General features: G+C 70.6%; 11 protein-coding genes. 9 read left to right on the forward strand and 2 right to left on the reverse strand.

Going from position 1 to position 13422, the window contains the following annotated elements; all coding sequences use genetic code 11:
- The first annotated feature begins 98 nt into the window (after positions 1-98).
- Positions 99-1085, forward strand: a complete 987-nt coding sequence (locus tag ASG53_RS16595; protein WP_056135959.1) for an aldo/keto reductase — start codon at positions 99-101, stop codon at positions 1083-1085.
- 70 nt (positions 1086-1155) lie between these two features.
- The gene (locus ASG53_RS16600) at positions 1156-3714 is read left to right on the forward strand and encodes a glycoside hydrolase family 95 protein (RefSeq protein WP_056135962.1); all 2559 of its coding nucleotides are present in this window, start codon (positions 1156-1158) and stop codon (positions 3712-3714) included.
- 106 nt (positions 3715-3820) lie between these two features.
- Here the strand turns inward: ASG53_RS16600 and ASG53_RS16605 are convergent, their stop codons facing one another.
- Positions 3821-4969 carry a Fic family protein gene (locus ASG53_RS16605; protein WP_162246166.1) on the reverse strand — a complete coding sequence of 383 codons (1149 nt, stop codon included), beginning with the start codon at positions 4967-4969 and terminating at the stop codon, positions 3821-3823.
- Positions 4970-5108: 139 nt separating this feature from the next.
- On the reverse strand, positions 5109-6443 hold the full coding sequence (locus ASG53_RS16610) for an MFS transporter (RefSeq protein ID WP_056135967.1): 1335 nt from the start codon (positions 6441-6443) through the stop codon (positions 5109-5111).
- Positions 6444-6693: 250 nt separating this feature from the next.
- Between ASG53_RS16610 and ASG53_RS16615 the strand changes: the two genes are divergently transcribed.
- The 7 genes from ASG53_RS16615 (at position 6694) to ASG53_RS16645 (ending at position 13356) form a co-directional block, all read left to right on the forward strand.
- Positions 6694-8013 carry an ABC transporter substrate-binding protein gene (locus ASG53_RS16615; RefSeq protein WP_056136447.1) on the forward strand — a complete coding sequence of 440 codons (1320 nt, stop codon included), beginning with the start codon at positions 6694-6696 and terminating at the stop codon, positions 8011-8013.
- Between the two features lie 97 nt (positions 8014-8110).
- Complete coding sequence (locus tag ASG53_RS16620) at positions 8111-9067, forward strand: carbohydrate ABC transporter permease (protein ID WP_056135970.1); 957 nt, start codon at positions 8111-8113, stop codon at positions 9065-9067.
- Positions 9064-9990, forward strand: a complete 927-nt coding sequence (locus ASG53_RS16625) for a carbohydrate ABC transporter permease (protein WP_156382859.1) — start codon at positions 9064-9066, stop codon at positions 9988-9990. The genes ASG53_RS16620 and ASG53_RS16625 overlap by 4 nt, the downstream gene beginning before the upstream one ends.
- 4 nt (positions 9991-9994) lie before the next feature.
- The gene (locus ASG53_RS16630; protein ID WP_056135973.1) at positions 9995-10711 is read left to right on the forward strand and encodes a hypothetical protein; all 717 of its coding nucleotides are present in this window, start codon (positions 9995-9997) and stop codon (positions 10709-10711) included.
- Positions 10712-10901: 190 nt separating this feature from the next.
- The gene (locus tag ASG53_RS16635) at positions 10902-11660 is read left to right on the forward strand and encodes an ABC transporter ATP-binding protein (RefSeq protein ID WP_056135975.1); all 759 of its coding nucleotides are present in this window, start codon (positions 10902-10904) and stop codon (positions 11658-11660) included.
- Positions 11657-12553: an ABC transporter permease gene (locus ASG53_RS16640; RefSeq protein ID WP_056135978.1), complete on the forward strand. Its 897-nt coding sequence runs from the start codon at positions 11657-11659 to the stop codon at positions 12551-12553. The genes ASG53_RS16635 and ASG53_RS16640 overlap by 4 nt, the downstream gene beginning before the upstream one ends.
- On the forward strand, positions 12550-13356 hold the full coding sequence (locus ASG53_RS16645; protein ID WP_056135980.1) for a hypothetical protein: 807 nt from the start codon (positions 12550-12552) through the stop codon (positions 13354-13356). The genes ASG53_RS16640 and ASG53_RS16645 overlap by 4 nt, the downstream gene beginning before the upstream one ends.
- Positions 13357-13422: the final 66 nt, after the last annotated feature.

Raw genomic sequence — 13422 nt, forward strand, 5'->3', positions numbered from 1 at the left:
TCGGACGTGGTGCTGCGCAGTCCCTCGCCGCCCGGGTGCCTCACGCACCCGGGCGGCGAGGGCGTGCGCCCAGGCCCCCGACCTGCCAAGGTGAGCAGATGACGGTCAACCTCAGCCCGCTGGGTCTCGGGACCTCCCAGCTCGGGAACCTCTACCGCGAGACGACGGACGCCGAGGCCTCCGGCGCGGTCGATACAGCGTGGGACGGCGGCGTGCGGTACTTCGACACCGCCCCCGCCTACGGTCGGGGCCTCTCCGAGCGACGCCTCGGCGCGCTCCTCGCCGAGCGGCCCCGGGACGAGTACGTGCTCTCGACCAAGGTCGGCCGCAGGCTCGTCCCCTCGCCCGAGACCGCCGACGAGCGCGACCCCATGTTCGACGTCCCCGCAGACCACAGGCTCGAGGACGACCTCAGCCGCGACGGCATCCGCCGGTCTCTGCACGAGAGCCTCGACCGTCTGGGGCTCGACCGCGTGGACGTGCTCTACCTCCACGACCCGGACGACCACGAAGAGCAGGCGCTGACGACCGCCATCCCCGCGATGATCGAGCTGCGCGAGGAGGGTCTGGTCCGCGCCGTCGGGGCGGGGATGAACCAGACGGCGATGCTCACCCGCTTCGTCGAGGAGACCGACATCGACCTCGTGCTGTGCGCGGGACGCTACACGCTGCTCGAGCAGGGCGCGCTCGCGGACCTGCTGCCAGCCGCGCTCGCCCACGACGTGGGTGTCGTGATCGGTGGGGTGTTCAACTCTGGGCTGCTGGCCCGTCCGCGCCCGCCCGAGGGCGCGCTCTACAACTACTCCGAGGCCCCGGCACCGCTGCTCGAGCGCGCCCGCAAGATCGCCGACGCCTGCGAGCGCCACGGCGTGACGCTGCCCGCCGCGGCCCTCGCCTTCGTCCGGGCGCACCCCGCTGTCGTCTCGACGGTGGTCGGAGCGCGGGGTGCAGACCAGGTCTCGGCCTTCCTCGAGGCATCGCGGACCCCCGTGCCTGTCGAGCTGTGGGCGGAGCTGCGCGAGGCGTGGTTGCTCGACCCGATGGCCCCGGTGCCGCACGCGAGCCTGCCGGACATCAGCATCTGAGAGGTCGCTACCCTGGTCAGGGCCGCACCGTCGCGGTCCTGACCAGTCCCGTGATCACAGGAGATCCGTAGTGACCGAGCACCCCACCGCCCCCTCGTCCAGCCCTGCCGATCCAGCCGGCGAGCCCGCCCGTCCTCTCGTGCTCGTCTACGACCGGCCGGCGACGCGCTGGACCGAGGCGCTGCCCGTCGGCAACGGGCGGCTGGGGGCGATGTGCTTCGGCGGGACCACGAGCGACAGGGTCCAGGTCAACGACGACACCTGCTGGTCGGGGTCACCTGCGACCGTCGCGGGGCGGAGCCTGATCGCGGTGGGGGAGGGACCGCGGATCCTCGACGACGCGCGCGCCGCACTGGCAGCGGGTGACGTCCGCGCTGCGGAGCGTGCCGTCCAGAGGCTCCAGCACGGGCACTCGCAGGCGTACCAGCCTCTGGTCGACCTGATCGTGCAGGAGGTCGGGCCGGGGGAGGAGGTGCGAGCTGCCGAGGCCGCGACGCCACCGGGGTATGCGCGGTCCCTCGACCTGCGGACTGCGGTGGCCAGCCACACCTGGTCGAGCGCAGGCACGACGATCGTCCAGGAGACGTGGTCCAGTGCGCCGCACCAGGTCCTCGTCGTCGACAGGCGGGCCACCACCGGGTCGCTGCCGGCCCTGCGTGTCTCGCTCGTCTCCCCGCACCCGACCCTCGACGTCCAGGGCACGCCGACGGGCCTCGCCGCCACCGTCCGCATGCCCTCGGACGTCGTCCCCGACCACGAGCCTGCCGACGAGCACGTGCACTACGACCCGACCCCGGGCGCAGCGGTGACCGCAGCGGTCCACGTCGCGATCCACACCGACGGGATCGTCGGTGACGGCGGACCCTCGGCGACGGCCGACGCCGTCGAGGTCGTCGGTGCCACCTATCTCACCCTCGTGCTCGGGACCGAGACAGACCTCGTCGACGCCGCAACCGCGCCGCACGGCGACCTCGACGCGCTCCGGGCTGCTGTCGCCCGACGGACCTCGGCGGTCGTCGACCAGATCGTCGCCGACGGGCTCCCCGCGCTGCGCGCCGCCCACGTCGCCGCCCACGCAGATCTCTTCGACCGGGTAGAGCTCGACCTCGGGCCTGACCCTGAGGGGATCGCGACGACCCCGGAGCGGCTCGCCCGGCACGCTGGTGGCGCTCCCGACCCGGCGCTCGCGGCCCTCCAGGCGCAGTACGGGCGCTATCTGATGATCGCCGGTTCGCGGCCAGGCACGCGGCCGCTGACCCTCCAGGGGATCTGGAACGAGTCCGTGGTCCCGCCGTGGAGCAGCAATTACACGACCAACATCAACACCGAGATGAACTACTGGCTCACCGGTCCAGGCGCCCTCGACGAGTGCCACGAACCGCTCACCACCTGGCTGGGCGACCTCGCGCGGACCGGGCGCGCCACGGCGCGCGACCTCTACGGTCTCCCCGGGTGGGCCGCGCACCACAACTCGGACGTGTGGGGATTCTCGCTCCCCGCGGGCGACGGCGCCTCTGACCCGTCGTGGACGGCGTGGCCGCTCGGTGGCGTGTGGCTCGCGACGCACCTGTGGGACCGCTACGACTGGTCGCGCGACCTCGGTGTCTTGGCCGACGCCTGGCCGCTGCTCCGCGGGGCTGCCGACTTCGCCCTGGCGTGGCTCGTGGAGCAGCCCGACGGGACCCTCGGCACCTCACCGGCGACCTCGCCGGAGAACCGCTTCGTGGCGCCCGACGGGCAGCCCGCCGCTGTGAGCGTCTCGACCACCTCCGACCTGGTGATGATCCGCGAGCTCCTGGAGCGCTGCCTCGACGCGGCCGAGGTGCTCGTCGGTGCGGGCACCGTGGTCCCTGAGGGCTCGCCGGATCCTGACGACGCCGACTGGCAGGCAGCGGCCCGCGCAGCCCTCGACCGTCTCCCTGGTGAACGCGTGCTCCCCGACGGGCGCCTGGCCGAGTGGTCCACGGACGTCGTCGACGCGGAGCCCGAGCACCGGCACCAGTCGCACCTCGTCGGTGTCTTCCCCGGCAGCCGGATCGACCCGCGGTCCGAGCCGGAGCTGGCCGCCGCTGCCCTGACGACGCTCGACGCCCGCGGCCCGGACTCGACGGGGTGGTCGCTCGCGTGGCGGCTCTCCTTGCGTGCCCGGCTCGGCGACGCCGTCGGGGCCAGGGCTGCACTCGACGCCTTCTTGCGGCCGACCGCCGACGGCGCACGTCCTGACGAGCTCGTCGCACCGCTCGACGACGACCGACCGGGTGCCGGCTCCGGTGTGTACCCGAACCTCTTCTGCGCGCACCCGCCGTTCCAGGTCGACGGGAACCTCGGGTTCACGGCGGGGGTCGTCGAGATGATCGTGCAGTCGCACCGGACGACGTCGGAGCGGACCGTCGTGGACCTGCTGGCGACGCTCCCGGCCGGGTGGCAGGACGGCTCGGCCCGTGGGCTCGGTGCCCGGGGAGCCGTGACCGTCGACGTCACGTGGCGCGACGGAGAGGTGACTGGACTGGCGCTGCGCGGACCTGTAGGCCGGTCGGTCGAGGTCAGCCTGCCGGTGGGCGGGGGACGGCGGAGCTTGGCTGTCGTCCTTGACGACGGGACATGGGACGGGGCGGGCGAGCTCGCCTGAGCGCGATCACGACGTCACTCTGTCGCGACCATGGTGCCGCGGTCGTCGCAGGACCGCGCTCGCTGTTCGCAGGTCGCGCAACACTGCAGAGCTATCGTCTGTCGGCTCAGCCAAGACCGCCGGCGAAAGGATCCACGCGTCTCCACGCCTGGCCGAGTCCCACCGCTCGCCGAAGCTCGACCAGCTTGTCTGCGGCGGTGTAGGCGCGACCCCTCTTCTCCCCGCTCGCAGTGAGCAGCCCCGCCTGAGAGAGTCTCGTGAGGTCACGTGTCGCTGTCTGGAGGCTGATCTCGGTGCCTACCTCCGCGAGCGAGGTGATGTAGCGCCCACGAGTGACGGTCGCCCCGAACAGAGCGTCATAGAGAGGCTCCATCGCGCGATCGTCGACGCCGGCACCTTCGAGGAGCTCACCGAGTGCTGCGTACGCCTCGCTCGCGGCAGTGATCCGCGCGGCGCGCTCTCTCGCCTGGTTGTAGTGGGCCGTGAGGATGAAGCGGACCCAGGGTCGTACCTGCTCGGGTGTGGCTGACCTCGGGTCCCATCCGCCGTGTCCCACGGTGGCGAGCACGTCGTAGTAGGCCTGTGTGTTGCGCCCGAGGTACTCCTCGATAGAGAGGAACACCGGGGAGATGGCACCGTCTGCGGCAAGGACCAGCGACTGCAGCACACGGGCCATGCGTCCGTTGCCGTCCCTGAACGGGTGGACGAGCACGAAGTTCAGGTGCGCCATCGCGGCGTCGATGATGCTGTCGCCGCTCGTGTCGATGGTGCGCGTCAGCTCATCCATCAGTGCGGGCACGTCGTCCGCCTCGGCGCCTTCATGGACGATGTCACCGGTGGACTCTTGCTGGACGAATACCGGGCCCTTGCGGTAGCGACCGGGCCGCTTGGTGAGGTCGTAGGACGTCACCATGTAGTGCAGGCTCCGGATGAGAGTCGGATCGACGACGACAGGTTCCTGAGCGAGCTCGAGGACGTAGGTCATCGCCAGCTGGTACCCGGCGAGTGCCCGCTCGGTCTCCTCGTCGACGGCCGCGGGCTTCTCCCCCTGAGCGATCGCGGCCACGTCGTCGACGCTCGCGTTGATCCCCTCGATGCTGTTCGAACCCTGCACGTTGCGCGCCAGCGTCATCCGCCGGAGCGGGGCGGTCCACCGTCGGGTCTGACCCACCTGGTGCTTGAGGGTCTCGCTCAGGCCCTGGATCGCTTCGCGAACCTCTAGCTCGCTGTCGGTGAGCTCTGGGGCCTGGTACATGTCCACGTGATCCTCCGCATGACGATTAATTAGCATCATACCATCGCCCTTGAAGGTCGTGCGGGCCAGTCAACATCAGATCTGGCCTGGTGGTCACGGTGGCTCGGCGTCTGTCGAGCCTCCAAAAGCTTGCTCCTCGCTAGTCGAGCTCGGCGGCGTCGCGCCCCCCGCGCCCCCGCAGCGCGAGCGCCACGACACCCGTCCCCACCAGAGCGCACACCCCCGTGAGCACCAGCCCGCCCCGCACCCCGAGATGCTCGGTGAACGCCCCCTGGATCAGGCCACCAGCAGCGTGCCCGCCGAGCAGCAGCGGCATGTAGAAGGCCATGACGCGACCCCGGACCTTCGGTGCGGCGCTCAGCTGGACGTAGGTCGCGGCGCTCGTGAGGAAGAACATCGTCGCGGCACCGATCACCGCGAGCATCACGAGGAACGCTGCATGGTTCGGCGAGAGCGCGCCGAGGCCCTCGGCGACCGCGAAGATGCTGGCCCCGAGCACGACGGTGCGGACCCGGAGCGCGCGCAGGCGCGCGGCCGCCACGGCGCCGACGAGCCCGCCCACCGCGCTCACCGAGTTGTACAGGCCGAAGCCGCCCGACCCCGTCTGCCACTCGAAGTCCGCGAAGGCCGCGAGGACCACCGGGCCGTTCATGCCGAAGGCGCCCATGAGGCCTGCGAGCAGCACCACCCACAGCAGGCGCGGGCGGTCGAGGATGTACCGGGCTCCCTCGCGGAGCTGACCCTTGGCGCGCGCCACGACGGGCACCCGCATCATCTCGCGTGTCCGCATGAGTGCGAAGAGCGCGACGACCACCAGGCACAGCACAGCGTTCGCCGCGAAGGCCCAGCCCTGGCCCACCTGGTGGATGAGCACACCGGCCACGGCCGGACCGACCATGCCGCTCAGCTGGTTGAGGGCGTTGTTGGTGCTGATCGCCGAGCGCAGCATGCTGTCACCGACGAGCTCGTTGACGAGCACCTGCCGGGCCGGCTGGTCGATCACCGCCACGCAGCCGAGCAAGAACGCGAAGCCGTAGAGCAGCGGCACGGTGACCAGCCCGGCGATGGTCAGGCTCGCGAGCACGGCGGCCAGGACGGCCGCGGTCCCCTGGGCGCCCATCACCAGGCGTCGCTTGTCGTGCCTGTCGGCGATGACGCCGCCCATCGGCCCGAAGGCCAGCAGCGGCAGGAACTGCAGCGCCACCACGATGCCGACGGCGGCAGGGCTCTGGGTCAGCTGGAGCACGAGCCAGTCCTGCGAGAGGCGCAGCATCCACACGCCGGTACCGCCGCTGAGCTGCGCGACGAGGAACAGCCTGTAGTTGTGGTTGCGCAGCAGGCTCGCCGTCGGCTTGGTCGCCGGAGCCGGAGCCGGAGCCGGAGCCGGAGCCGGGACGGGTTGCGGTGCGGGTGCGGGTGCCTGTCCGGAGAGGTTCTCGGGAGTGCTCGGTCGGGGGTCGAGCGGATCTGTCACAGAGACGCCTTTGTCTGAATGGATTCAACCCCATCAAGGCTACCGGGCCTCAAAAGTCCTGCCCGGTGGCCGTCCGGCGCGTAGTCCGGATCGCGAGGATCGGCCGGTTTCGCAGTCGCCGCGCCGGAAAGGGCTTGCCCGAGTGACCCGGGCCACTGTATTGTAACGATTCACTTCACGGTTGGATGCAGTGGGCGGCCCGGGCAACGATGACAGGGCGCTCTTCCACCCCATGAGCAAGGAGGCTCAGATGTCGATCAAGCGATCAGCCCTCAAGGGCATCGCCGTCGCCGCGGTGGCGTCGTTCGCACTCACCGCGTGCGGTGGGGGAGGGAGCGAAGCCGCTCCGAGCGAGACCCTCAACACCGAGGAAGACGTCACGATCGTCTTCAACTGGTGGGGCAACGACGACCGCGCGGACAAGTACGAAGAGGCGATCGACCTCTTCGAGAAGGAATACCCGAACATCACCGTCCAGACCGGCTTCCAGGCCTGGGACGACTACTGGTCCTCGCGCAACACCGAGGCCGCGGGCTCCTCGCTCCCCGACGTCATGCAGATGGACCTGTCCTACCTGCGCCAGTACGGCTCGACCAACCAGCTGCTCAACCTCGACGGCCAGATCGGCACGGCGCTCGACGTCGACGGACTCGACAGCAGCCTCCTCGACGCAGGCAAGCTCGACGGCTCGCAGTACGGCATCGCGACCTCGTCGAACACCCTCGCCATGTTCTACAACCCTGACCTGCTCGAGCAGGTCGGCGTCGAGCCTCTCGAGCCGGACTACACCTGGGACGACCTCAACACCTTCATCGCCGACGTCTCCGCCGCCGGCGCCAGCATGGACCCGGTGATCTACGGCTCGGTCGACTACACAGGCACCTTCTGGTTCTTCCTCCAGTGGCTCGTGCAGCAGGGCATCGAGCCCTTCACCGAGGACGGCCAGCTCAACTTCACGCGTGAAGACATGGCCGAGTGGCTCAACACCGCCGAGCCGATCCGCACTCCGGTCGACGCCACCTACCCGATCGCGCGCGGCACGCAGCTGCTCCCGCTCGGTGGCTTCACGGTCAACGAGACGGCCTCCGAGATGAGCTGGGACAACTTCCTCGCCGGCTACTCCGCAGACTCCGGCAGCGACAACCTCCAGATGCTCCCGATCCCGTCGAACGCCGACGGCGAGAAGAAGATGTTCCTCAAGCCGTCCATGCTGCTCTCGGCCTCGGCCAACTCCGAGCACCCGGCCGCAGCCGCGACCCTCATCGACTTCCTCATCAACGACCCCGAGGTCGGCCGGATCTTCGGCACCTCCAAGGGTGTGCCGGCCGTCCAGGCCCAGCGTGACGCGATGGTGCTCGAAGAGGGCTCGGTCGACGCCCGCGTCGTCGCCTACGAAGAGTCTGTCGCGGAGTTCGCGACCGAGGCTGCCCCGCTGCCCGTCCAGGGCTTCGGCACCATCGAGGCCGAGTTCAAGCGTCTCGGCGAAGAGTTCGCGTACCGCAACATCACGGTCGACCAGTTCGTCGACCAGTGGTTCAGCGAGGCGGAGATGTCCGTCGGTCAGGGATGACCGACGCACAGCCCCTCGTGTAGTCGCGGGGGTCGCGCCGAGACCGGCCGGCCCCCGCACCTGACGAACAGCACCCCCTCACCGAACGGATTCCACCGTGTCCCTCACTGCCGAGGCGACCGGGAACCGGACTGCTCCACCGACCAAGGGCTCGCAGGCGCGACGCTCTCGGAGAGCAGCCGAGACCCGCGCCGGTTACGCCTTCCTCACCCCCTGGTTGCTGGGCTTCCTGCTGCTGACCGCAGGCCCGATGCTCGCGTCGCTCTACCTGGCCTTCACGAACTACAACCTGTTCAGCGCGCCTGAGTGGATCGGGTTCGACAACTTCACGCGGATGTTCTCCGACCCCCAGTACCTCCAGTCGGTCAAGGTGACGAGCATCTACGTGCTCGTCGGGACACCCATCAAGCTCGCCGCGGCCCTGGCTGTCGCGATGCTCCTCAACACCAAGCGCCGCGGGCAGGGCGCCTACAGGTCGATCTTCTACGCCCCCTCGCTCATCGGTGCGAGCGTGTCGATCGCCATCGTGTGGAAGGCCATGTTCATCGACGACGGCGTCGTCGACCAGATCGGCCAGGTCTTCGGGCGCGAGCCCGGCGGCTGGGTCGGCAACCCGAGCATGACCATGCCGATGATGGTCCTGCTGACCGTCTGGCAGTTCGGTGCCCCGATGGTGATCTTCCTCGCGGGCCTCAAGCAGGTCCCCAACGAGCTCTACGAGGCCGCCGAGATGGACGGCGCCGGCTCGGTGCGCAAGTTCCTGCGCATCACGCTGCCGATGCTCTCGCCCGTGCTGTTCTTCAACCTGCTGCTCGAGACCATCCACTCGTTCCAGATCTTCGGCTCGGCCTTCATCATCTCGGGCGGGACCGGCGGACCGGCCGGCTCGACGCTCTTCTACACGCTGTACCTCTACCGACGCGGCTTCGTCGACTTCCAGATGGGCTACGCCGCGGCGATGGCCTGGGTCCTCGTGCTCGTGGTCGGCATCATCACCTTCATCTTCTTCAAGACGTCGAAGTCGTGGGTCCACTACTCAGGGGAGACAAAATGACCTCCGTCCTGCAGAAGCACGTCGCGACGCCCGACGACCGTCCCGACGACCTCGACCGCAGCGCCGAGCTGCGCCGCGAGGCCCGGAAGAAGTCGCTCGTCAAGGCGACGATCTTCCACGTGCTCGTCCTCGCCGTGGCCGCGGTGATCCTCTACCCGGCCCTGTGGATGCTCATGTCCTCGCTCAAGCCGTCCAACGAGATCGTCGGCAACATCAGCCTCATCCCGGAGAACGCGTCCTTCGCGAACTTCACCAAGGCTCTCGGCGGGATCGGCGGGGTGTCCTTCTGGACGTTCTTCGGCAACTCGCTGTTCCTCGCGGTGATGTCCGTGATCGGCGTCATCCTGTCCGCGACGATCACCGCCTACGCCTTCGCGCGGATCGAGTTCCCGGGCCGCAAGGTGTGGTTCTCGCTCATGATCGCGACGCTCCTGCTGCCGTTCCACGTGGTGATCATCCCGCAGTACATCATGTTCAACGAGCTCGGCCTGGTGAACACCTTCGTCCCGCTGCTCATCGGCAAGTTCCTCGCCGCCGAGGCGTTCTTCGTGTTCCTCATGGTCCAGTTCATGCGCAACCTGCCGCGCGAGCTCGACGAGGCCGCACGGATCGACGGGGCCGGTCACGTGCGGATCTTCCGCTCGATCATGCTGCCCCTCATGAAGCCCCCGGTGATGACGGCGTCGATCTTCGCCTTCATCTGGAGCTGGAACGACTTCTTCGGTCCGCTGCTCTACCTCAAGAAGCCCGACCTCTTCTCGCTCCCTGTCGCGCTGCGCATCTACGTCGACCAGACGACCACCTCGGACTACGGCGCACAGATGGCGATGGCTGTCCTCGCGCTGGTCCCCGTGCTGCTGTTCTTCATCATCTTCCAGAGGTTCATCGTCGAGGGTGTCTCGACCCAGGGCCTGAAGGGCTGAGGCGATGTCCAGCACAGCAGTCCGCGGCACCACCCGCCCCGCCGACAGGTCCGCAGGTCGGCGGGGCGGGCCGGCAGGTCCCTCAGGCCCCTCGCGCACCGAGCGCAGCGCCGCCCGTCGCCGTCGGTGGGGGTGGGGGCAGAAGGGCGCAGTCCCGGGGTCCTTCGGAAAGTTCGCGCTCTTCGCCGAGGTCATGCTCACGGGTGTGTACGTCGCGGTCCTGAGCATCCCGGTGGTCACGGCGCTGCCGGCGCTGACCGCGGGGGTGCGGCACCTGCGACGGTTCCTCGCGGGGGAGAGCGACTCCGTCTCGGCGGTGTGGGCCGACGTCCGCGCCGCGTGCTCCGGGGTGTGGCTCGTCGCGGTGGGTTCGCTCGTCGCGCTGTTCCTCGTGGTCCTCAACCTCTGGGCCGTGTCGACAGGAGCCCTGCCCGGCGGGGCCGTGGTCGGTGTGGTGACAGCGGCCTTCGGGGTGGTGCTCGTCGTCGGCCTGCTGCGCGCCGCTGGCCAGTGGCAGCCCGGTGCCCGGTGGACGACGCTCCTCGTCTCCGGGGTGCGGGGCATCGCGGCCGACGCGGCCGGGTCTGCCTTCTTGCTCTCGGGTGTGCTCATGGCCGGGGTGCTCGTCTGGATGCTCAAGCCGCTCGGGCTCGTGGTCGGCGGGCTCGTCGCCTTCGCCGTCGTGAGTGTCGCGCAGCGCGCGGAGCGGCAGCAGCCGTAGCGCCGAGCTGCGTCTGGACCGACCTGCGGTGACGCCGCAGGACGGAGGCCGTCTCGTCCTCGAGGAGGAGGAGGCGGCCTCCCGCATCTCCGTCGCCGGCAGGTACCGGGCCCCACCCCTCTCTCCGTAGCGTCGACGTCAGGCAGGCCGGACCTCCCAGGGGCAGCCGGCCGACGACGACGGGAGAGACATGATCCAGGTAGAGGCGCTGACCAAGCGCTACGGGACGACGACAGCCGTCGACGGGCTGAGCTTCTCAGCCCTCCCCGGCACGGTGACAGGGTTCCTCGGGCCCAACGGGGCCGGGAAGTCCACGACCATGCGGCTGATCGTCGGGCTCGAGCGCCCGACCTCGGGGACCGCGACGGTCGACGGCCACAGGTACGCCGACCTCCACGCACCGCTGCACTCGGTCGGGGTCATGCTCGACGCCCGCTCGGTGCACCCCGGCCGCACCGCGTACCGACACCTGCTGGCCCACGCCCGCACCCACGGCATCAGCACGAGCCGGGTCCGGGAGGTCATCGAGATGACCGGGCTCGAGTCTGTCGCCCGTCGGCGTGCCGGGACCTTCTCCCTCGGCATGGGGCAGCGCCTCGGGATCGCCACAGCCCTGCTGGGCGACCCGCAGACCCTCATCCTCGACGAGCCGGTCAACGGGCTCGACCCTGACGGTGTGCTGTGGGTCCGTCGTCTGGTCCGTGACCTCGCGGCCGAGGGGCGGACCGTGCTGCTCTCGTCCCACCTCATGCACGAGCTCGCGCTCTGCGCGGACAGGGTGGTCATCATCGGCAAGGGCCGTCTGCTGGCCGACGCCCCGGTCCAGGAGATCGTCGACAGGTCGGCGGGCGGGTCCCTCGAAGACGCGTACCTCGAGCTCACCGCAGGTTCGGTCGAGTACCGCGGGCGGGCCGCAGACGGAACCTCCGCGTCGGGAGGCCCGCGATGAGCGCCGCGTCGGCCTCAGCGGCCTCGGCGCAGAGCGCCACCCGTGCCCCCGCCGCGACGACCCGTCGCGGACCGACCCTCCCCAGGCTCGTCGCGTCCGAGTGGACCAAGCTTGTCAGCCTGCGCTCGACCCTGTGGACCGCTGCGGTCACGGTCGCTGTCGCCTTCACCGTCACGTACCTGTCCGCGAACGCGTCCTCGGGCGACCCCGGGTTCGACCCCGCGCGCTCGCTGCCCGACGGCGTCGCGCTGTCCCAGCTCGGCACGCTCGTCCTCGGGGTCCTCGCCGGGACCGCGGACTTCCGGACCGGTGCCTTCAGGTCGACCTTCACAGCGGCCCCGCGCCGCGGCCGGGTGCTTGCCGCGCGGACCCTCGCCACGGCAGGCGTCGGTGCTGTGGTCGCCCTGCTCGCCGTCGTCGCGACTGTGCTCGGCGTCGTGCCCGCCGCCCGCTCCCGGGACATGTCCGTCGACCTCGCCGGCGGGTCTGCCCCTCAGGTACTCCTCGGATCCTGGCTGATGCTCCTCGGCATGGCGCTGCTCGGCCTGGGTATCGGGTCCCTGCTGCGGCGCACGGTCCCCGCGATGGTCGCGGCGCTCGCCCTCGTGTTCGTCCTGCCCGTCGGCATCAGCCTCGGTGCCGAGATGGCCATGTCCCCGACCGAGATGATGGCGGAGAGCCCCGCCGGGCCAGCGAGCCTCGACCCTGTGAGCACCGTGACCGCCTTCCTGCCCGGCGACGCCGCCTTCCGCATGACCACCACGGCCGACGACGGCGGCGTCGACGGCGCGCCCGACCTCGGACCATGGGGTGGCGGCCTCGTCTTCGCCGCCTGGATCGTGCTGCCGCTCGCCGGAGCCACCCTGCGCCTGCGCACCCGGGACGTCACGTGACGACGCAGACGGCCGACCGCCGGGCCGTGACCCTGCCCCGGGTGCTCGCCTCGGAGTGGACCAAGACCGCCGGGCTCGCCTCGACGCTGTGGGTGCCGATCACGACGGTCGTCGTCGCCCTGGCGATCCCGCTCGGCCTGACCATGTTCGCCCGACCCGGTGACGGCACCACCGCCGCCGGTCTGGTGGTCTCCGGGGTGGTCCTCGCCCAGCTCGGCACCCTCGTCCTCGGGGTCCTCGTCGGCACCTCCGACCACGCCACCTCGACCGCCGCCACCACGTACACCGCGGTCCCGCGGCGCCTGCCGGTGCTCGTCGCACAGGTGGTCCTCACCACGGCTCTCGCGCTGGTCACGGCAGTCGTCGCCCTCGGTGCGGCCGTCCTCGTCACGGGCCCGGGCCGGCAGGCGGCGGGGCTCAGCCTCGACCTCGCCGCAGACGACGGCACGGCCAGGGCCTTCGTGGGCTACGTCATCTACCTCACGGCTGTCGCGCTGCTCGGCCTCGGGCTCGGTGCGGTCCTGCGCCGGCCGGCCGGTGCTCTCGTCACGGGGGTGGCTGTGCTCGTGGTCCTCGACCAGGTGCTCGCGGCCAACCCCGGACGGGTCACCGACACTGTGCGGGTCTTGCTGCCGGGCGTCGGGACCCGGCTCGTCGAGACCGACGCCCGGCTGGCGCTGACCGAGTCTGCGAGCCTCGGCCCGCACCTCGGGGCCTGGGGTGCGGGGCTGGTGCTGGCCGCCTGGGTGGTCGGGCTGCTCGTCGCCGCGGCTGTCAGGCTCTGGCGCGGAGACGTCACGTGACCGGCCGCGTGCACGACGACGTCGCCGGCCCGGAGACGCCTGCTGGCCGTCCCGCCCAGCCCGCAC

Source organism: Sanguibacter sp. Leaf3 (assembly GCF_001425965.1).
GTDB lineage: Bacteria > Actinomycetota > Actinomycetes > Actinomycetales > Cellulomonadaceae > Sanguibacter > Sanguibacter inulinus.

Coding starts and splice junctions, on each gene's coding strand:
- ASG53_RS16595 (WP_056135959.1), top strand. CDS start 99: ATGACGGTCAACCTCAGCCCGCTGGGTCTCGGGACCTCCCAGCTCGGG.
- ASG53_RS16605 (WP_162246166.1), bottom strand. CDS start 4,969: ATGTACCAGGCCCCAGAGCTCACCGACAGCGAGCTAGAGGTTCGCGAA.
- ASG53_RS16615 (WP_056136447.1), top strand. CDS start 6,694: ATGTCGATCAAGCGATCAGCCCTCAAGGGCATCGCCGTCGCCGCGGTG.
- ASG53_RS16625 (WP_156382859.1), top strand. CDS start 9,064: ATGACCTCCGTCCTGCAGAAGCACGTCGCGACGCCCGACGACCGTCCC.
- ASG53_RS16630 (WP_056135973.1), top strand. CDS start 9,995: ATGTCCAGCACAGCAGTCCGCGGCACCACCCGCCCCGCCGACAGGTCC.
- ASG53_RS16635 (WP_056135975.1), top strand. CDS start 10,902: ATGATCCAGGTAGAGGCGCTGACCAAGCGCTACGGGACGACGACAGCC.
- ASG53_RS16640 (WP_056135978.1), top strand. CDS start 11,657: ATGAGCGCCGCGTCGGCCTCAGCGGCCTCGGCGCAGAGCGCCACCCGT.